The organism is Ruegeria sp. BHSC037 (genome assembly GCF_059613045.1).
In genome coordinates this window covers 124,548-143,616 of sequence record NZ_JBXWRT010000001.1, presented here as the reverse complement: position 1 = coordinate 143,616, position 19,069 = coordinate 124,548, and the positions used below count along the sequence as shown (strand labels likewise).

Annotated in this window: 15 protein-coding genes and 1 pseudogene; 9 read left to right on the top strand and 7 right to left on the bottom strand. The window is 63.9% G+C overall.

Annotation, left to right across the window (positions count from 1 at the left end):
• Positions 1–28: 28 nt before the first annotated feature.
• The 3 genes and pseudogenes from AC2FMN_RS00660 to AC2FMN_RS00650 form a co-directional block, all read right to left on the bottom strand.
• Complete coding sequence (locus AC2FMN_RS00660) at positions 29–1,009, bottom strand: glucokinase (RefSeq protein WP_496685740.1); 981 nt, start codon at positions 1,007–1,009, stop codon at positions 29–31.
• A gap of 48 nt (positions 1,010–1,057) precedes the next feature.
• A pseudogene (locus AC2FMN_RS00655) lies at positions 1,058–2,356 on the bottom strand (GH1 family beta-glucosidase); the annotation flags it as partial.
• Between the two features lie 2 nt (positions 2,357–2,358).
• Positions 2,359–3,390 carry a LacI family DNA-binding transcriptional regulator gene (locus AC2FMN_RS00650; RefSeq protein WP_496682393.1) on the bottom strand — a complete coding sequence of 344 codons (1,032 nt, stop codon included), beginning with the start codon at positions 3,388–3,390 and terminating at the stop codon, positions 2,359–2,361.
• A gap of 225 nt (positions 3,391–3,615) precedes the next feature.
• Here AC2FMN_RS00650 and AC2FMN_RS00645 point away from each other — a divergent pair, with 225 nt between their 5' ends.
• From AC2FMN_RS00645 to AC2FMN_RS00605, 9 genes are all read left to right on the top strand, one after another.
• The gene (locus AC2FMN_RS00645; RefSeq protein WP_496685352.1) at positions 3,616–4,884 is read left to right on the top strand and encodes an ABC transporter substrate-binding protein; all 1,269 of its coding nucleotides are present in this window, start codon (positions 3,616–3,618) and stop codon (positions 4,882–4,884) included.
• Positions 4,885–4,949: 65 nt separating this feature from the next.
• Positions 4,950–5,957: a carbohydrate ABC transporter permease gene (locus AC2FMN_RS00640; RefSeq protein WP_496685350.1), complete on the top strand. Its 1,008-nt coding sequence runs from the start codon at positions 4,950–4,952 to the stop codon at positions 5,955–5,957.
• 10 nt (positions 5,958–5,967) lie between these two features.
• Positions 5,968–7,116 (top strand): carbohydrate ABC transporter permease, encoded by a 1,149-nt coding sequence (locus tag AC2FMN_RS00635; protein WP_496682385.1) that lies wholly within the window; start codon positions 5,968–5,970, stop codon positions 7,114–7,116.
• A gap of 9 nt (positions 7,117–7,125) precedes the next feature.
• Positions 7,126–8,781, top strand: coding sequence for an alpha-glucosidase (locus AC2FMN_RS00630; RefSeq protein WP_496685347.1), 1,656 nt, complete (start codon positions 7,126–7,128; stop codon positions 8,779–8,781).
• 3 nt (positions 8,782–8,784) lie between these two features.
• The gene (locus AC2FMN_RS00625; RefSeq protein ID WP_496685345.1) at positions 8,785–9,873 is read left to right on the top strand and encodes an ABC transporter ATP-binding protein; all 1,089 of its coding nucleotides are present in this window, start codon (positions 8,785–8,787) and stop codon (positions 9,871–9,873) included.
• A 340-nt stretch (positions 9,874–10,213) separates the two neighbouring features.
• A complete protein-coding gene (locus tag AC2FMN_RS00620) occupies positions 10,214–11,338 on the top strand; it encodes an extracellular solute-binding protein (RefSeq protein WP_496682379.1) in 1,125 nt (374 codons plus the stop codon).
• A 119-nt stretch (positions 11,339–11,457) separates the two neighbouring features.
• Positions 11,458–12,570, top strand: coding sequence for an ABC transporter ATP-binding protein (locus AC2FMN_RS00615; RefSeq protein ID WP_496685342.1), 1,113 nt, complete (start codon positions 11,458–11,460; stop codon positions 12,568–12,570).
• A gap of 13 nt (positions 12,571–12,583) precedes the next feature.
• Complete coding sequence (locus AC2FMN_RS00610; RefSeq protein ID WP_496682376.1) at positions 12,584–13,504, top strand: ABC transporter permease; 921 nt, start codon at positions 12,584–12,586, stop codon at positions 13,502–13,504.
• Entirely contained in the window at positions 13,501–14,763 is a 1,263-nt protein-coding gene (locus tag AC2FMN_RS00605; RefSeq protein ID WP_496682373.1) for an ABC transporter permease, read from the top strand. Before AC2FMN_RS00610 ends, AC2FMN_RS00605 begins: the two co-directional genes overlap by 4 nt.
• Before the next feature lie 33 nt (positions 14,764–14,796).
• Here AC2FMN_RS00605 and AC2FMN_RS00600 read toward each other — a convergent pair whose 3' ends face one another.
• Genes AC2FMN_RS00600 through AC2FMN_RS00585 form a run of 4 tightly spaced genes read right to left on the bottom strand, consistent with a single transcriptional unit; the run spans position 14,797 to position 19,065 of the window.
• Positions 14,797–16,716 carry a beta-galactosidase gene (locus AC2FMN_RS00600; protein ID WP_496685339.1) on the bottom strand — a complete coding sequence of 640 codons (1,920 nt, stop codon included), beginning with the start codon at positions 16,714–16,716 and terminating at the stop codon, positions 14,797–14,799.
• Positions 16,713–17,573, bottom strand: coding sequence for an SMP-30/gluconolactonase/LRE family protein (locus AC2FMN_RS00595; RefSeq protein WP_496685338.1), 861 nt, complete (start codon positions 17,571–17,573; stop codon positions 16,713–16,715). The genes AC2FMN_RS00600 and AC2FMN_RS00595 overlap by 4 nt, the downstream gene beginning before the upstream one ends.
• Entirely contained in the window at positions 17,570–18,175 is a 606-nt protein-coding gene (locus tag AC2FMN_RS00590; RefSeq protein WP_496685336.1) for a 2-dehydro-3-deoxy-6-phosphogalactonate aldolase, read from the bottom strand. Before AC2FMN_RS00590 ends, AC2FMN_RS00595 begins: the two co-directional genes overlap by 4 nt.
• Positions 18,172–19,065 carry a 2-dehydro-3-deoxygalactonokinase gene (locus AC2FMN_RS00585; RefSeq protein ID WP_496685333.1) on the bottom strand — a complete coding sequence of 298 codons (894 nt, stop codon included), beginning with the start codon at positions 19,063–19,065 and terminating at the stop codon, positions 18,172–18,174. Before AC2FMN_RS00585 ends, AC2FMN_RS00590 begins: the two co-directional genes overlap by 4 nt.
• Positions 19,066–19,069 lie beyond the last annotated feature (4 nt).

Sequence of the window (19,069 nt, the reverse complement as noted above, 5' to 3'; positions counted from 1 at the left end):
TTCCTTCTGCAAAGATCAGGCGGTGAATTTACCGCGCGAGCGCATTTTTGCAGAAGTTGTTAGCGCCAACAATGCCAAATTCGGCCTGTTTCGAGACATAAACGCCAAAGCCCTGCCGCAGCGCGTCGAACCGGCCTCCGGCGTTGAAGGTCGTCAGGAAGTCGTCACCGAACAGCCAGCGGTTCTTGTCGGCCACGCCGCCCACCAGGAAGACGCCGCCGGTGGGCATCACGGTCACGGCCATGTCGCCCATTACAGCGCCCAGATGGGTGGTGAACATCTGCGCGGCGCGCGCGGCCAGCGGGTCGGATCCGTCGCGCGCGGCCTGCAGGATGTCCTTGGCGGGCAGGACGGGCGTTTCGGGCTGGCCTGCGGCCATGCCCATAGCGCGATACAGGATCGGCAGGCCGGTGCCGCTGAGGAACATCTCGGCCTCGAGCGTCAGGCTGTCGCCAAAGAAACACTCGGGCGCGATCCGGCGGGCGGCTTCGAACACGTCCACTTCATCGCGGGTGCGGGGCGACAGGCCGACATGGCCACCCTCGCCCGAGACGGTGTGATAGTGGCCTTCGGAATACAAAAGCGCGCCGACGCCCAGCCCGGTGCCGGGGCCGACCACCAATCGGGTGCCTTTGGGCGGGGTCGGTTCGCCCTGCAGGGCCTGCACGTCATCGCCCGTGATCTCGGCCACCGACCACGCGGCGGCAGTAAAGTCGTTGATGACAAAGGTGTGGTCCGCGCCGGTGGCCGTGGCGATGTCGGCCTCGGACAGGTCCAGATTGGCATTGGTCAGACGGATCGTGCCATTGCGCACCGGGCCCGCGCCCGCGGCGACCACGGCGCGCGGCGGCGTTCCGATCTCGGCGCACAGGTCGTGCAGGGCGGCCAGAAACTCGGGCAGGGTGCCGGTGGGCGATTTGCGCAGATCGGTGAGCGTGCCATTGGTGACGACCCCCAGCCGCGTGTTGGTGCCGCCGATATCGGCCACGAGGTTCCAGTGGTCGTGCATTGCGCCCCTGGGCTGCGCCATCGGAACCGAGACCGGATCGCCCTGGGCCAAAGCGGCCTGCATCGCCCGGAACGACGCCTTGGGGCGCCGTTCCAGCGTTTCGAAATCGACATCGACCAAGCCGAACCGCTTTTCGTATCCCAGCGCCCATTCGTAGTTGTCCAGCAGCGACCAGATGAAATAGCCCTTGACCGGAACGCCCTGATCCAGCGCGTCCTGCACCGCAGCCAGATGCTGATTCAGATAGTCGATACGGTCGTCATCCTGCTGCCGCTCGGGGCTGGCCATGCCGTTTTCGGTGACATAGATCGGCAGATCGCCTGTGTAGTCCCGGGCCGTACGGGTCAGGAACCGGGTCAGCGCGCTTGGCTCAATCTCCCACCCCATCTGCGTCTTGGGCAGGGGGCCGGGCACTTCTTGCAGGCTGGGCCAGGGCGTGTCGGCGGGTGCGATCAGCTTGCGGGTATAGTAGTTCAACCCGCACCAGTCGACCGGCGTGCCGATCGTGTCGAAATCATCCTGCCACCCGTCGGGCAGGTGGGCCTGCAGCCCCTGCAGGACGTTCTCGGGGTAGGCCTTGTTGAACACGCCGCCCAGGAAGAACCGGTTGTAGATGCTGTCATACAGATCGGCGGCTTCGCGGGCCTCGGGGGTTTCATCGGCGGGTTCGGCCCATTCCAGGTTGAACACCGCGCCCAGGTTCGACATGCCAAGGCCCCGCATGGCCTGAATCGCGCGGCCATGGGCCAGAAGGACGTGATGCATGGCGCGGGCCGTGGCGCGGATGTCGCGCAGGCCGGGGGCGTGGTGGCCTTCGAAATGGCTCAGCCAACTGACGCACCAGGGCTCGTTGATCGGCGCGACGCTGTACATGCGGTCGCCGATGCGGCCCATGATGATCTCGGTGAAATCGGCGAACCAGTTGGCGATGTCGCGGTTGCGCCAGCCGCCCAGGTCGGCCAGGGCTGAGGGCAGCTCCCAATGGTACAGCGTGGCGCAGGGGCGGATGCCGCGTTCCAGCAGGGCGTCGGCCAGCCGGTCATAATAGTCCAGCCCGGCCTGGTTCACCGGCCCGCGCCCTTCGGGCAGCACGCGCGCCCAGCTGGTGGAAAAGCGATAGCAGTCGAACCCGGCCTCGCGGATCAGGTCGAAATCCTGTTCGAACCGGTGCAGGTGGTCGCAGGCCAGATCGCCGTTTTCGGCGCGCACCACGTTGCCGGGCGTGGCCGCGAAACTGTCCCAATGGGTCGGGCCGGCGCCGCCCTGTGCGTGGCCTTCGATCTGATAGGCCGAGGTTGCGACACCAAAGAGGAAGTCTTTGGGGAAATCAGCACGGGTGTATTTCATGTTCAGAACCTGTTGGGGGCGGGACCAGTCGAGCCGCCGACTACCAGTTCGGCCTCGAGCAATCTAGTCTTGGTCGGGTCGTGGGGCGCGCGGATGCGCTCGATCAGCATCTCGGCGGCCAGTTCGCCGGCGTGGCGCACCGAAGACCGGGTGGCGGTAAAGATCGGAACGTCCTGCCCGTTCTTCAGATAGGACAGGTCGTCGTCATGGGCGATCACCGATACGTCGCGGCCCATCTTCAGCCCGGCCTCGTCCAGCGCGCGCCGCACCCCGATGGCCGAGATCATAGACGAGGTCAGGATCGCGGTCGGTGGATCGTCCAGCCGCAGCATGTCTCGGGTTTCGTGGTGGCCATAGACTTCGGTCATCTCGGCGCTGCGCATCAGGGCCGGGTCGGGCGACAGGCCGGCCTGTTTCAGCGCCTCGAGATACCCGTCGCGGCGCCTTTGGGCAAAATCCATGTCCTCCAGCCCGTTGATCAGCGCGATCCGCCGGTGACCCAGGTCGATCAGAAAGCGGGTCGCGCGCTGGAACGAACTTTTGTTGTTCACGTCGATCCAGTCATAGGGCAGGCTGACGCCGGTCGAGCGGCCATGCACGATGAACGGCACCTGCATCCGGGTCAGAACCTCGATCCGCGGTTCGTCCACTTTGGGGCCCTGCAGCACCACGCCATCGACCGCGCCGCGCTGGAAGAGGCTGCGATAGGCGTCCTCGATCGAGGTGTCGTCGGCATTTGTGAACATCATGTCATAGCCGTGCTCGGCATACTTCTTGACCGCGCCGGCGACGAAATCGCCGAAGATCGGGTTTACCATCTCGTGCCGGGCCGAGCTGGGAATCACGTGGCCGATCACCATCGACCGACCCGTCGCCAGCCCCTTGGCGCGCGCGTTCGGACGATAGCCGTGCCTGGCCGCCGCCGCCTGAACCCGCAGGCGTGTTGCCTCGCTCACCTCTGGGTAGCCGTTCAGCGCGCGGCTGACCGTCGTCTGTGACAGGCCCAGGATCTGAGAGAGCTGTTTGAGGTTCATAGCGGCTGTCAAAGCGCCTTAAATCTGCGGTTCAGTCCCTGTTGTGTGGCCAATTTTTGCTTGCGTCAAGCTGTTTCATTTTTTCTGCGACTGTATCAATAAAACATGGGGCTTTCAAAAAACAGACGATTGACAGCCGCATTCCGTTAACGGATAACAGCGGGCATCCAAAGCGCTTTGAAAACCGAGTCTCATATGCGCCAGATACAGTTGGGAGGAAAATCAATGCAACACTCGCTTTTGGCAGGTGCGGCCACGTTTGCCCTGATGGCGGGCGCGGCCCAGGCCGAAAAGGTCACCGTGTTCGGCCCTTGGCTTGGCCCGGACCAGGAGAATGTCGAAAAGGTTCTGGACGGATTTGCCGCTGCCACCGGGCATGAATATGCCTATGTCGGCTCGGACAGCTTCGAACAGCAGATCCGCATCGACGCCGAGGCCGGTTCGGCACCGAACATCGCCGTGTTCCCCCAGCCGGGACTGGCGGCCGACATGGCCAAGGCCGGGTTCCTGACGCCGCTGGCGGACGGAACGGCGGATTGGGTGCGCGACAACTATGCCGCGGGCCAGTCCTGGGTCGATCTGGGCACCTATGCCGGCCCGGACGGTCAGGAGCATCTCTACGGCTTCTTCTACAAGGTCGATGTGAAATCGCTGGTCTGGTACGTGCCCGAGAATTTCGAGGACGCGGGTTATGAGGTCCCGACCACGATGGAAGAGCTCAAGGCCCTGACCGACCAGATCGTCGCCGATGGCGGCACGCCTTGGTGCATCGGTCTGGGGTCGGGCGGCGCGACCGGATGGCCGGCGACCGACTGGGTTGAGGACATGATGCTGCGCACCCTGTCCCCGGCGGACTACGACGCCTGGGTCACCAACGACCTGAAGTTCAACGACCCCAAGGTCGTGGCCGCAATCGAGGAATTCGGTGCATTCGCCCGCAATGACGACTATGTGGCCGGTGGGGCCGGGGCGGTTGCAACAACCGATTTCCGCGACAGCCCCAAGGGTCTGTTCAGCTCACCGCCGCAGTGCTACATGCACCGTCAGGCCTCGTTCATCCCGGCTTTCTTCCCCGAAGGCACGGTCGTGGGTGAAGATGCCGATTTCTTTTACTTCCCGGCCTATGAAAGCAAGGATCTGGGCAGCCCGGTTCTGGGCGCGGGCACGTTGTGGGCGATCACCAACGACAGCCCCGCCGCGCACGACCTGATCGCGTATCTGCAGACCCCCGAGGCGCATGAGACCTGGATGGCGCTCAGCGGCTTTTTGACCCCACACAAGGGTGTCGATACCTCGGCCTTCTCGGACCCGACGCTGAAGAAGATGAACGACATTCTTCTGGGCGCGACCACCTTCCGCTTTGACGGGTCCGACTTGATGCCGGGCGCGGTGGGCGCTGGTACGTTCTGGACCGGCATGGTCGATTATGTCGGTGGCAAATCCGCGCAAGAGGTCGCCGGCGAGATCCAGGCGTCCTGGGACGCGATCCAGTAAACCCGTGAACCAGGGGCAACCCGTGCATGCGGGTTGCCCGACCCATCGTCGCCACGGAGGGTGACATGCATCCCGCAATCCAAGGTCTGTTGACGATCGCCATCGGCGTATCCGCCTGCGTCGGCTATTTCTACCTGTCCAACCAGTTTCTGGACAAGGTTCTGTTCCCGCCGCGCGGCCCGAATGCCGGGCGCAACATCAACAGGGCCAACATGATCCGGCCCTGGCTGTTTCTGCTCCCCGCCCTGGCCGCACTGGGGCTGTACCTCGCCTATCCGGTGGTTGAAACGATGCGCCTATCCCTGACCGACCGCGTGCCCGGCGGCGGGTACGAGTGGGTTGGTCTGGACAACTATGCCCAGATGGTCGCCGAGCCGAAATTCTGGGAAGCGATGCGCAACAACATGCTGTGGCTGATCGTGGTGCCGGCGCTGTCGACGGCATTCGGCCTGTTGGTGGCCCAGCTGACCGACCGCATCCGCTGGGGCAATATTGCCAAGTCGTTGATCTTCATGCCGATGGCGATCTCGTTCGTGGGCGCTTCGGTGATCTGGAAGCTGGTTTATGACACCCGCCCGATCGAGCAGGACCAGATCGGCATGCTAAATGCCCTGTACATCTTCTTTGGCGGAACCGAGCCGCAGACCTGGCTGACCATTCCGTTCTGGAACAATTTCTTCCTGATGATCGTTCTGATCTGGATCCAAACGGGCTTTGCCATGGTGATCCTGTCGGCGGCCCTTCGTGGAATTCCCGAAGAAACGGTCGAGGCCGCCATTCTGGATGGCGCCAGCCCGCTCCAGATCTTCTTCAAGATCAAGGTGCCGCAAATCAAGACGACGATCCTAGTGGTGTGGACAACGATCACCATCGTCGTGCTGAAGGTCTTCGACATCGTGTTCGCCATGACCAACGGCCAGTGGGAGACACAGGTGCTGGCCAACTACATGTTCGACAAGCTGTTCCGCGCCAACGACTGGGGCGTGGGCTCGGCCTCGGCCATGGTGATCATGCTGCTGGTGACGCCGATCCTCGTCTGGAACGTCCGCAACGCGCGCAAGGAAATGGAATAGGGGGTCCGCCATGAGTGAGATCGCAGGAACCCGCCCGGCGCTCAGATGGGCCGTACATGCCTCGGTTCTGTTTCTGGTGGTGCTATGGGTGGTGCCCACGCTGGGCCTGTTCATCTCGTCGTTTCGCACGGCGGACCAGATCGCAACCAGCGGCTGGTGGCGGGCGATTTTCCCGTCCGAGCAGAACCTGACGCTGCGCAGCGCCGCGCCCGATACCCAGGTGCAGGAAAATGGCCTGTATGTGATCGAGGGCAATCTGTTCGACGCCGGCACCAACGCGCGCATCTCGAAATGGGGCATCAGCTCGCGCGAGATCGATGCATTTGAGCCGGGCCAGACGGCCGAACTGCGCAAGGGCGGCACGATCACCGTTCAGGTCAATGGCGATTACCGGATGGAGAACACCGAGGAATTCACCGGCAGCAGGGGGTCGCGCGTCTTCGTGACCGCCGAACTGCCGCCCGAGTTCACTTTGGACAATTACCACAAGGTCCTGCTGGCCGAGGACAGCACCGACAGCATGGCCAAGGCGTTCTTCAACACGTTGACGGTCACGATTCCGGCCACGATCATCCCGATCCTGGTGGCGGCTTTTGCGGCCTATGCGCTGGCCTGGATGGACTTTCCGGGCCGTGCGCTGTTGATCGCCGCGGTGGTCGGTCTGCTGGTTGTGCCTTTGCAGTTGGCGCTGATCCCGCTGCTGAAATTCCATCTGAACATCGGCATCGGCAAAGGGTATCTGGGCGTCTGGCTGGCCCATACTGGCTTTGGCATGCCGCTGGCGATCTATCTTTTGCGCAATTACATGGCCGGTCTGCCCCGCGACCTGATCGAGAATGCGCGGGTCGACGGCGCCACCGAGTTTCAAATCTTCACCAAGCTGATCCTCCCGCTGAGCTTTCCGGCGCTGGCCTCGTTCGCGATCTTCCAGTTCCTGTGGACATGGAACGACCTGTTGGTGGCCAAGGTGTTCCTGATCGACGCATCCGGAGAAACCACCGTGATGACCAACAGTATCGTCGAGCTTCTGGGCACCCGTGGCGGAAATTGGGAAATCCTGGCGACGGCCGCATTCGTGTCGATCGCGGTGCCGCTGGTCGTCTTCTTTGCAATGCAGAAATACCTGGTCCGCGGATTGCTGGCCGGTTCAGTCAAATAAGGGCGTGTGATGAACGTGCAGAACAACGTGGACCTCAAGCACTCAACCAAGACGGCGTCCGACTGGTGGCGCGGCGGGGTGATCTATCAGATCTATCCGCGCAGCTTTCAGGACAGCAACGGCGACGGCATCGGAGACCTGCGGGGCATCACCCAGCGGCTGGACTACATCGCCGGTCTGGGGGTCGATGCGATCTGGATCTCGCCCTTCTTCAAGTCGCCGATGAAGGATTTCGGGTACGATGTCAGCGACTATCGCGCCATCGATCCGATGTTCGGCACGATGGAGGATTTCCAGACGTTGCTGGACCGCGCCCATGGTCTGGGTCTGCGAGTGATGATCGACCTGGTGCTGTCGCATACCTCGGACCAGCATCCGTGGTTCGTCGAAAGCCGCAGCAACCGCGAGAACCCCAAAGCCGACTGGTATGTCTGGGCCGATCCCAAGCCTGACGGGACCCCGCCCAACAACTGGCTGTCGATCTTCGGCGGCTCGGCCTGGCAGTGGGATACGCGCCGGCAGCAGTATTATCTGCACAATTTCCTGACCTCGCAGCCGGACCTGAACTTCCACAACCCCGATGTGCAGGACGCGCTGCTGGACGTGGCGCGGTTCTGGTTGGACATGGGCGTTGACGGGTTCCGGTTGGACACGATCAACTTCTACTTCCACGACGCGCAACTGCGCGACAACCCGGCGCTGCCTCTGGATCAGCGCAACGCCACCATCGCGCCGATGGTCAACCCCTACAACCATCAGGACCACCTGTATTCCAAGAGCCAACCAGAAAACATCGCCTTTCTGGAACGGCTGCGCGCCCTGACCGATCAATATGACGGCCGCGCCTGTCTGGGTGAGGTGGGCGACGCACAGCGCGGGCTTGAGATCATGGGCGAATACACCCGTGGCGACAAGCGCATGCACATGTGCTATGCCTTTGAATTTCTAGAGAAACGCCGCCTGACGGCAGAATACACCAAGCATGTGTTCGACCAGCTTCTGTCCAAGGCCGGCGACGCCTGGCCGTGCTGGGCGTTCTCCAACCACGACGTGCAGCGTCACGCCTCGCGCTGGGATCTGGACGAGGCCGGCATCCGGCAGCACGCGGTTCTGATGATGTGCCTGCGCGGCTCGGCCTGCCTGTATCAGGGCGAAGAGCTGGGCCTGCCCGAGGCAGACGTGGCCTTTGAGCACCTGCAGGACCCCTATGGCATCGAATTCTGGCCTGAATACAAGGGCCGCGACGGCTGCCGCACGCCCATGGTCTGGGCCGCACAGGCCGAACAGTCGGGCTTTACCACAGGTGCGCCCTGGCTGCCCGTCAGTACCGCGCAGGCCGAACGCGCCGTGGACCGGATGGAAGCCGACACGCAGTCGGTGCTGAACCACTATCGCCGCGCCATCGCTCTGCGCCATGAGTATCCGGCGCTGATGTCGGGCACCCAGTCGCACATGCGCGAAACCGGCCCGATCCTGAGCTTCCTGCGTGAGGATGATACCCAGCAGGTGTTCTGTGCCTTCAACCTGGGCGATGACACCGCGGAAATCGACCTGCCCGAGGGCAACTGGCGCTGCATCGGTCAGGATCTTGGCGCAGTCGACGCGCAGGGAAGCGCCACGCTGGCGCCGTCGCAATTCTGCCTGATGGTCCGAGAGAAAGGGTAACCCATGTCCGAACTCAAGCTGACCGATGTCGCCAAGACCTATGGCAATGTCGATGTCCTGAAGGATATCAACCTTGAGATCGAGCGCGGCGAGTTGATCGTGTTCGTCGGCCCCTCGGGCTGCGGCAAGTCCACCCTGCTGCGGATGATCGCGGGGCTGGAACGCATTTCGGGCGGGACGCTGGAGATCGAGGGGCAGGTGATGAACGACGTGCCCCCGGCACAGCGCGGCATCGCCATGGTGTTCCAAAGCTATGCGCTGTATCCGCACATGACCGTGCGCGAGAATATGGCCTTTGCCCTGAAAATCGCCAAGATGCCCGCCGATCAGATCGACGCGGCGGTGAACCGCGCGGCGCAGATCCTGCAGCTGGAACCGTTTCTGGACCGGCTGCCCAAGGCTCTGTCGGGCGGTCAGCGTCAGCGGGTCGCCATCGGACGTGCCATCGTGCGCGACCCCAAGGTCTATCTGTTCGACGAGCCGCTGTCGAACCTGGATGCTGCGCTGCGGGTGGCCACGCGGATCGAGATCGCGCGCCTGAAAGAGGCGATGCCCGACAGCACGATGATCTATGTCACCCACGACCAGGTCGAGGCAATGACCCTGGCCAGCCGGATCGTGGTTCTGGCCAACAAGGGCATCGCACAGGTCGGCACGCCGCTGGAACTGTACGAGACGCCCGACAACGAATTCGTGGCCCAGTTCATCGGCTCTCCCGCCATGAACCTGCTGCCCGGAACGATCACCGGCACCGGTGCCACCACGACCGTCGCGCTGGATTCCGGCGGCACGGCGGTTTCGGCCATCCCAACCCAAGACGCGGACGTCGGCAAGAAGGTCAATGTGGGCGTCCGGCCCGAGGACCTGGTGGTGGCCGATGGCGCGCCCCTGCTGACCGGTGTCGTGGATTTCACCGAAGCCTTGGGCGAGGTGACGCTGCTCTATTTCGCCAAGGCCCCGGGGGCCGAGTCGGTGATCGGCAAATTGCCGGGCATTCATCGCGGTTTGCGTGGGCAGACGGTCTCGGTCACTGCCGCGCCCGAAAAAGTGCACCTGTTCTATGACGGGCTGTCGATGCGCCCGCGCGCCTGACGCTTCTGATTCTGCACAAAAAGGCTGCATCCGGCCCCATGGCGGGGCAGGTGCGGCCTTTTTCTTGTAAACTATTCACGCGGGTCGAGACACAGGGGTTCGCTGATCCGGGTTGGGCCGGCGCAGCTGATGTCTGCGGGGAAGTATGATCTGAAGCCTGATTTGCGGGCGAATGAAGAGAAATTTCCGACTGCGGTGAGCCGCCGTCGCCTGTCGAGGTCGTCAATCTGGACCTATGAATTTCGCAATCTGTCGCTTTTTGGACTGACGCAGCGGCCGCAAAACTCTAACGTGACGCACATACAACAACAAAACTCAGTCCAAACACGGGAGAAAACCAATGGCGAAATCGTCGAATGTGAACCGTCGTACGGTGTTGAAAGGGGCCGGTGCGGCCGCTCTGGCAGCGCCGCTCTACAGCAAAAGCGCTCTGGCATCCTCGGGCGAGGTCAACATCCTGATGTGGTCGGATTACCTGCCGCCCAGCTTCCTTGAGGCATTTGAGGCCAAGACCGGCATCAAGGTGAACTATACCGGCATCGGCTCGAACGAGGAAATCATCAACAAGATGAAGGCGACCAAAGGCCAGGGCTTCGACATCGTGTCGCCCACCAACAACCGGTCGCTGCAGTGGGAGCCGCTGGAACTTCTGCAACCGTTTGACATGAGCCGCGTGCCGATCGACAAGGTGAACCCGGCTATGGCCAAGATCGGCACCGATGCCTGGAACTTCGGCGGCAAAGGCGTGCACTGGCTGCCGCATATCTGGGGCACCGAGGGCATCGCCTATCGCACCGACCTGTGGCTGCCGGATGGCGACGCGCCGTCCTATGGCGATGTCTGGTCCGAGGAGAACGCCGGCAAGACCATGGGCCGCGCGCATTCGATGATGCTGGGCGCGGGCCTGTACATGGAGCGTGTGGGCGAGATGGAGCCCGGCTCGGTCTGGTCGGCCTACAATGACGAAGAAACGATGCGCAAGGTCTGGGGCCAGATCACCGATTGGTGCATCGCCCGCAAGGACCGCATCAAGCTGCTGTGGAACGATGCCGACACCCAAAAGAATGGCCTGCTGAACGAAGGTGTGGTCGTCGGCCAGACCTGGGACGGTCCGCCGCTGGCGCTAAAATCTGCCGGCGAGCCGGTGCACTATCAGGCGCCGGTCGAAGGCGCGATGGCCTGGGTCGATGGCATGTCGGTGCCCGTGGGCGCGCAGAACATCGACCAGATCTATGCGTTCATCGAATTCGCCTATCAACCCGAGCCCGCGGGCGTGGCGATCGACAGCCACGGCTACAACTCGCCGGTTCTGGGCGCCGACCAATATTCCGGCGATACCTACAAGAAGAACTTTGCCGAGGCCTATCCGGGCGACTCGCTGGCCAATCTGAACCCCTGGCCGGCCGAAGCCCCCTGGTACGCCGAAACCCGGACCGAGTTCGTCAACAAGTTCAAGAGCGCCTGATCGCAACTCGATCGCGCCCCCCGCACCGTCGCGGGGGGCCACAGGACCCCGCACGCGCACCTGCGTGACGGACAACGATGCGGTGTGGCCCAAGGCTGTATCACAGGGAGAAACTAAACATGAGTGCAGGGATCGGAGTTGATCTGGAAAACCTGTGGATTCGCTTCGGCGATTTCGTCGCCGTACGCGATGCGAACGTTCACATAAACGGCGGCGACTTCTTTTCGTTCCTTGGGCCTTCGGGCTGCGGCAAGACCACGATCCTGCGGGCGGTCTCTGGGTTCCTCGAGCCCAGCGAAGGCAATGTCCTGATCGGCGGCAAGAACATGAAGGGCATCGGGCCGAACAAGCGTCCGACCGCGCTGATCTTTCAGAACCTCGCGCTGTTTCCGCTCATGAAGGTGTGGGAGAACATCACCTTTTCGATGGAGATAAAAGGCGCCAGCGCCGCCGAACGGCGCAAACGCGCGGACGAACTGCTGGACATGATTGCGCTGCCGGGTCAGGGCGACAAGCTGCCCAGCGAATTGTCGGGAGGCCAGCGCCAGCGGGTGGCCATCGCGCGCGCCTTGTGCGCCGAGCCGGACGTGCTGCTGCTGGACGAACCGCTGTCGGCGCTGGACCTCAAGCTGCGCCAGCACATGCGCACCGAGCTGCGCGAAATTCAGCAGCGGGTGGGCATCACCTTCATCTACATCACCCATGACCAGGGCGAGGCTCTGACCATGTCGGACAACATCGCCGTGATGCGCGCCGGGGTGATCGATCAGATCGCCGACGGAAAGACCATCTACAACGATCCGGCCACGGCGTTTGCCGCCTCTTTCGTGGGCGAAAACAACGTGTTCCGCGGCAAGGTCAAGCGGGTGATGGGGGATGAGGCGCTGATCGCGACCAACCGTTCGGGTGAGCTGGTGGCGCGTATTTCCACGGCCAACCGGGGCAAGTTGGCCGAGGGCGACGACGCCATGATGTTCATCCGGCCCGAGGCGTTCTCGATCGCGCCCGAGGGCGCCAGCGGCGATCACTTCGTGACCGCGCGCGTGACCCATGAGGAATTCGAGGGCAACGTCTTCAACATCTTCACCGAAGGCGATGGCGGGAAAGAGATCAAGGTCTCGATCCCGAACCACGGCCAGTCGTTCAAGGATCACACGGGACAGTACATCACGCTGGAATACGACACCCGCAACGCGGTCGTGGTTCCGGCCGGTGAACTGGCCGCGGAATAGGGAGGCCCGAGACATGCCCTCCTTTCTGAAGGATTTCTTCAACCGCAACGGCACCGGCATGGGGCTGACGATTCTGGGTCTGGTCCTGTTTTGGACGATCGGCCTGATCATCCTGCCGCAGCTGTCGATGCTGGACTTCTCCTTCCGTCCCAACCTGCCGCCCCCGGAAATCGGCGGCCCCAAGGACGTGTACACGCTGGAGAACTACAAATACCTGATCTACGGCCCCGAGGGCGGCAGTCAGGACTACAACACCGTCGATCTACGGGTGTTCTTCCGCACACTGGTGGCGGCGGTCTGCGTGACGATCTTCAACCTGATCCTCTGCTATCCGATCGCCTATTACCTGGGCCAGTCCAAGGGCAGTCACATTCGCATCTTCGCAGTCATGTTGATCATCCCCTATTGGATCAACGAGATCCTGCGCGCCTTTGCGCTGCGTATCATCTTTGGCGAAACTGGCGTTCTGAACACGCTGTTCGTAGGCCTGGGCATCTGGGACACGCCCTTCGATTTCATCCGCAACGACATCGCGCTCTATGCCGGTCTGGGCTATGCCTACATCCTGCTGATGATTTTCCCGATCTACAACGTGATCGAAAGCCTCGACCGGAACCAGATCGAGGCGGCGCGGGATCTGGGGGCGCCCTGGTGGCGGATCCACTGGCGGGTGGTCATCCCATACGCCAAGCCGGGGATCAGCTCGGGCTGTACCATGGTGTTCATGCTGTCGGCCGGTGCGCTGGCCGCGCCGCAGATCCTGGGAGGGCCGTCAAGCCTGTGGTTCACGCAGCTGATCTATCAGCAGTTCAACGACAACAATGACTGGCCCCAGGGCGCAGCCTATGCGGTGGTGCTGCTGGTGACCTGCATCCTGTTCGTGCTGGCGATGATGCGCCTGTTCAAGGTGAACATGGGGGATATCGGGAAATGAACAATTCCTTCCTCCGCATAAGCATCTGGGTCTATCTGGCGATCTTCTTCGCCTATCTGCTGGGCCCGCTGGTGATCATGTCGATCACCGCCTTCAACTCGTCCAGCTTCCCGCGGATGAGCCCGTGGGAATGCCTGACCTTCCAGTGGTTCACCGAACTGTTCCAAGATCAGCGCATCCTGAACGGGATCAAGAACTCGTTGATCATCGGGGCGGGAACGGTGGTTCTGTCGGTGGCGATGGGGCTGGCCGGCGCGCTGATGCTGACCCAGATCTGGCCCCGGCTACGCGCCACCTACTATACGATCATCATCGCGCCGATCCTGATCCCGGGCGTGGTGCTGGGCATCTCGACCCTGGTGTTCTGGGACCGGATCAACCGGATGCTGGGGCTGGGCGCGGACAGCGTCCTGTCGAACGGGGTGTTCCTGACGGTGATCGGCCAATCGACCTTCATCGCCAGCTATTGCATGCTGGTGCTGGTGGCGCGGTTGCAGCGCTATGACACGGCGCTGACCGAGGCCGCGCTGGATCTGGGTGCGACCCATGCGCAGGCGTTTCGCAAGATCCTGCTGCCGTTCATGCGCCCGGCGATCGCGTCGGCGGCGGTGCTGGCGTTTCTGGCCTCGTTCGAGAACTACAACACCACCACCTTCACCTTCGGTGAGTATCCGACGCTGACCATCGAGCTGGCGCAGAAGGTGCGGTACGGCATCACGCCCTCGATCTCGGCGTTGGCCTTCATCATCGTGGCGCTGACGGTGTTCTTTGCCCTTCTGAACGAGGCCAAGCTGCGCCGGCAGGAGCTGGTCGCCGCCGCCCGCCGCAACGCGACGGTGCAGGACCTGGGCGGCAAGATCCGCCTGCCCAGCTTCTTTGCCGGGAACATGGCGGCGGTGTTGCTGGTGGTCTTTGCGGTGGCGACGATCACGGTGGTGGGCACGGCGGCGGTCTACAGCCCCGACCAGTGCATCGCCAACGTGAAAGAGCAGAAACGCCTGGAGGCCGAACGCCGTATCCAGGAGCTGCGCAAGCAGCGCGAGGAGCAGCGCAAGCAGCGCGAAGCCCAGGAGGCCGAGCAGGGCGGAGCCACGCAATCGGCGCCCAAACCCTCGAACAACAGCGGCTTTGGCGGTGTGTTCGCGCCCGGCACTCTGGGTGGCGGCAGCGACGCCGAGCCCGAAGCCGAAGCACCGCCCAAGGGCAATAGCGGCTTTGGGAACGTGTTCGATCCCAACAGCCTGAGCGGCGACCAATAGGCGCGCCGGTCAAGGCTTCCGCCCGGCCTGAGGTCAGCCCCAGCCGGGCGGATTGCGTTTCAGAATGGCCACGTCGCAGGCCGCGATCGTGTGGCCGTTCCATTCGACGGAATGAGCGTTGTAGTTGATCAGGAACTGATGGGTCGCGGTCTCGCGCTGCCGCAGGCCGGGCAGCATCGGATGCAGGGTCAGCCCGACCTCCTGCGCGGCCATTTCAACGATCCGGTCCCACAGGTCTTCGTCCGGGAATCCGGCCAGATACCAAAGCTGGTCACTGCCCTTGAGCGCCGGGGTCCCGTCCGCAAACGTCAACAGATCGGGCGCGGTGCCGGTCAGCCGCTCGACCCAGTGTTGCGCGGCGCCGCCGCCCTGAACCGGGCGGGTGATCTCGGGCGGCAGAGATTCCACCAGCGCCACGTCGCAGTCCAGCGCTTGCAGGCCGGGGCGGCCTTGGGCCGGGATCTGGAAATCAGCCGTGATTGCCCCGGTGCGCGGGCCCAGAACCGTCAGTTTGGTCGCCGCGCGCAACCGGTCGGCCAGCGCGTCGTCCAGCGTGGCCAGCCCGGGGGCGAGAATCAGATCATACTCGGCTTCGTCCATGCCCGTGGCCGGCACGACATCGACCGACAGCCCGGCACGGCGCAGGGCGCGATAAGCGGAAAACACCAGCCGGAAATAGTTGAACCCCGCGCCCTGAGGCTGGGTCGCCCAGGCCCAGTCCGACGGGTAGTCGAACAGGATGGCCACCCGCGCCTGCACCGGTTCGACCGGTCCCAGCGCGGCCAAATCCGCGGCCGTCTGCTGCGCCTCGGCCAGACCGGGGGCAGGGCGGTTGTTCGGCGTCAGCAAGCCCGCGTGCATTTGTTCCTGCGCAAAAGGCGCCTGCCGCCAGCGGAAATAGCTGACCACCTCGGCCCCGTGGGCCACAGCCTCAAGCGACCAAAGCCGCACCATGCCCGGCAGGGGGGCCGGGTTGTAGGGCGCCCAGTTCACCGGTCCGGGCTGTTGTTCCATCACCCACCAGCGGCCGCGTCCGACGGTGCGGTACAGATCGTGGTGAAAGGCCTGCATGTCGGGATCGCCCTGTTGCAGAAAGGCTGTCTTGTGCGCCGCGTCGGCCTCGAGCCGGTCGGACAGGAACCCGATCGGGTAGCTGTCCCAAGTGGCGATATCCAGATCGGCGCCCACCTCGAAATGGTCGAAATCCAGAATCCGACCCATGTAGTTGTGCAGCAGCGGCGCGTCGGTCAGAGGCCGCAGCGCCTGAACCTGTGCCCGGTTGAAGGCCACCACCTGGTCCGAGCTGAACCGGCGGAAGGCCAGAACATGCGCCGGGTTGGGTTCGGTTACGGTCAGGTTGGGCAGGTCGATCTGATCGAAATCGCTGTATTCCATAGACCAGAACACGTTGCCCCAGGCCGCGTTCAGCGCCTCGACCGAGCCATAGCGTTCGGCCAGCCAGCGGCGGAAGGCCTCCCGGGCAGGCTCGCTGTAGCTGACGGTGGTGTCGTGGCAGCCATATTCATTGTCGATCTGCCAGGCGGCGACGTGCGGGTTGCGGCCATAGCGTTCGCCCATGATCCGGGCGATGCGGACGCACTCATCGATATATCCGGGATGGCTGAAACAGTAGTGACGGCGCGAGCCGAACTTGCGCGGCTGCCCGTTTTCGTCCACCGCCAGCATGTCCGGGTGCCGGTCCAGCATCCAGCGCGGCGGCGTGGCGGTTGGGGTTCCCAGCACCACTTTCAGCCCGGCCGCACCAAGGGTCTCGATGGCCTGATCCAGCCAGTCGAATGTCAGCCGGCCCGGTTCCGGCTCCATCCGGCTCCATCCGAATTCGCCGATCCGGACCCAGCGCAGACCGGCCTCGACCATGCGCGCGGCATCTTCGGCCCACATTTCTTGCGGCCAGTGTTCAGGGTAATAGCAAACGCCAAGTTCGGGGGTCATAGGATAACTCTGTGTTCCGCCTGACCTTGGCCCGCGTTTTCGGCGGCAAAGGTCATTCCGTTGGTGGGGTGTGACGCGATGGTGTCCGCATCCAGCCCTTCGCGGGCCGAGGTGCAAAACAGCGTCGTCAGATCCGGCCCGCCGAAAGCGGGGCATGAGGTATGGGTTGCCGCGAAGGACACCGCGCGCAGGAAGGTTCCGCCGGCGTCATAGGTCGCAACCCGCGCCGCGCCCCATTGTGCGAGCCACAGGTTACCCGCGGCGTCGACGACCGCGCCATCGGGGTTCAGACCCTCGGCGCGCAGGTCCAGAAACACCGCGCTGTCGCCCTCGGGCCAGCCGGTTTCGGGGTTCAGACCCCAGCGCCGCACCTGCCCGGTGGCCGTGTCGCAGAAATAGGCGCAGGACCGGTCGGGCGCGAAACTGATCGCGTTCGAGATGGTTACGTCCGGCACCAGCTGCCGCAGCTCACCCCGCCACAAGCGATAGATCGCCCCCGCGCCCCGTTCCGCGCGCTTGCCCATGGTGCCGATCCAGAATCCGCCCCACGGATCAGCCCGCCCGTCATTCGAGCGGGTCACCGGGTTGTCGGCCTCGAGCGCGATGATGCGGTCCTTGCGACCGCTCTCCAGCCCGAACGTCCACAGCCCGGTTTCCGACGCGATCAGCAGCGTGTCGCGGTCGATCCAGCCTGCGGCCGAGACGTGCTCGGCAAAATCCCAGCTTTGCGGACCATCCGCGTCGCGGGTCATCAGGCGCTTGTTGACGATGTCGAACCAGAACAGCTGTTGCCGTTCGGGGTGCCACAGCGGGCCCTCGCCCAACTCGCACGGGCGGTCGTCAAAGACCTGGCTCATCTCGCGGCCTCGTCATAGACGGCTACGATCCTGCGGGCGTTTTCGGCGATCTGGTCCACGGACATGCCGGGTTTGAACAGGGCCGAGCCAATGCCGAACCCGTCAGCCCCGACCTTGAGCCAGTCGCCGAAATCCTCCGGCCCCGCGCCGCCCACGGCATAGACCTGCGTACCCTTGGGCAGGATCGGGCGCATGGCAGCCAGCCCCGCCGGTCCGGCCATCACACCGGGAAACAGTTTCAACCCGGTGGCCCCGGCCCGCAGGGCGACGAAGGCCTCGGTTGGGGTATAGATACCGGGCCAGCTTTGCAGGCCCAGATCCACCGTGCGCGCTATCACCTCGGCATCGCAATTGGGCGACACGATCAGCTTGCCGCCCACGGCAGCCACCTGTTCGACCTCGTCCACGGTCAGGACGGTTCCGGCCCCGACCAGCGCGCGGTCGCCGATCGAACGGGCCAGACGGCCGATGCTGTCCAGCGGGTCGGGCGAGTTCAGCGGTACCTCGATCCGGTCGATCCCTGCGTCCAGAATGGCCTGGCCGACGGCCTCGGCCTGCGCCGGGTCAAGCCCGCGCAGAATGGCGATGATGGGGCGGCTCATGCGGTTTGCCTCGTGAGGGTGCGGGCCTGTAGCAGACCGGCCAGCGTGGCCTGGGTCGCGTCGGCGGTTTCGACGAACGCACCCTGTTGCTGCAGCGCCGCGGCATAGATGTGCGACAAGGCCTCGGCGCCGACGATGGCCAGTTGCTGACCCAGCCAATAGGGGCGGGTGGCGGCCAGCTCGGCACCGATCAGGGCACCGGACAGGCGGGCCCGTGCGGTGGCCGGGTCCTGGCCGTGCAGCAGGTCGGCCGCACGCAGCCCGAACAGCCGCCCGGCCAGTTGCTCGGGCTTTGACAGCGTGTCCGCCACGGCCGTGGCGAAGGCGTCGTCGTCCCAGCCTTCGCCCACCGAGTGTTTCAGTACCGAGTGCTGGCCCAGCAGATCGAAAAGTTCACCCGTCATGAAGGTGCGGAAGCTGACGACCTCGCCCGCGCTGACCTGCACCCATTTGGTGTGGGTGCCGGGCAGGCAGATCACGCCATCCCAATGCGGTCGCGTGGACAGGTAGCCGGCGATCTGGGTTTCCTCGCCGCGCATCACGTCCGCGGGGTCGTCCTGTTTCAGGCCTGGCACCACGAAGGCGCGGATGCGTGGATCGGTGCCGGGCACGCGCACCGGAACGGTCGAGATCGGCTTGGCGGGAACAGCCACATAGGGCGCCTCGACCCAGCCCTGGCGGGCACCGACCATGCCGCAGGCAATCACATCGACGGGCGCCGCGCCCAGCCAGCCCTGGACCAGCGTCAGCAGCGCGTCCTGGAACTGATCCCGGCCCAGCGTTGCCATGCCCCGGTCGCATTGGGCGTGGTCCAGCACCGTATCGCCCTGCATCGCCCAGGCGCGCAGATGCGAGGTGCCCCAGTCTACTGCGATCCACTCGGTGTTCATGTCC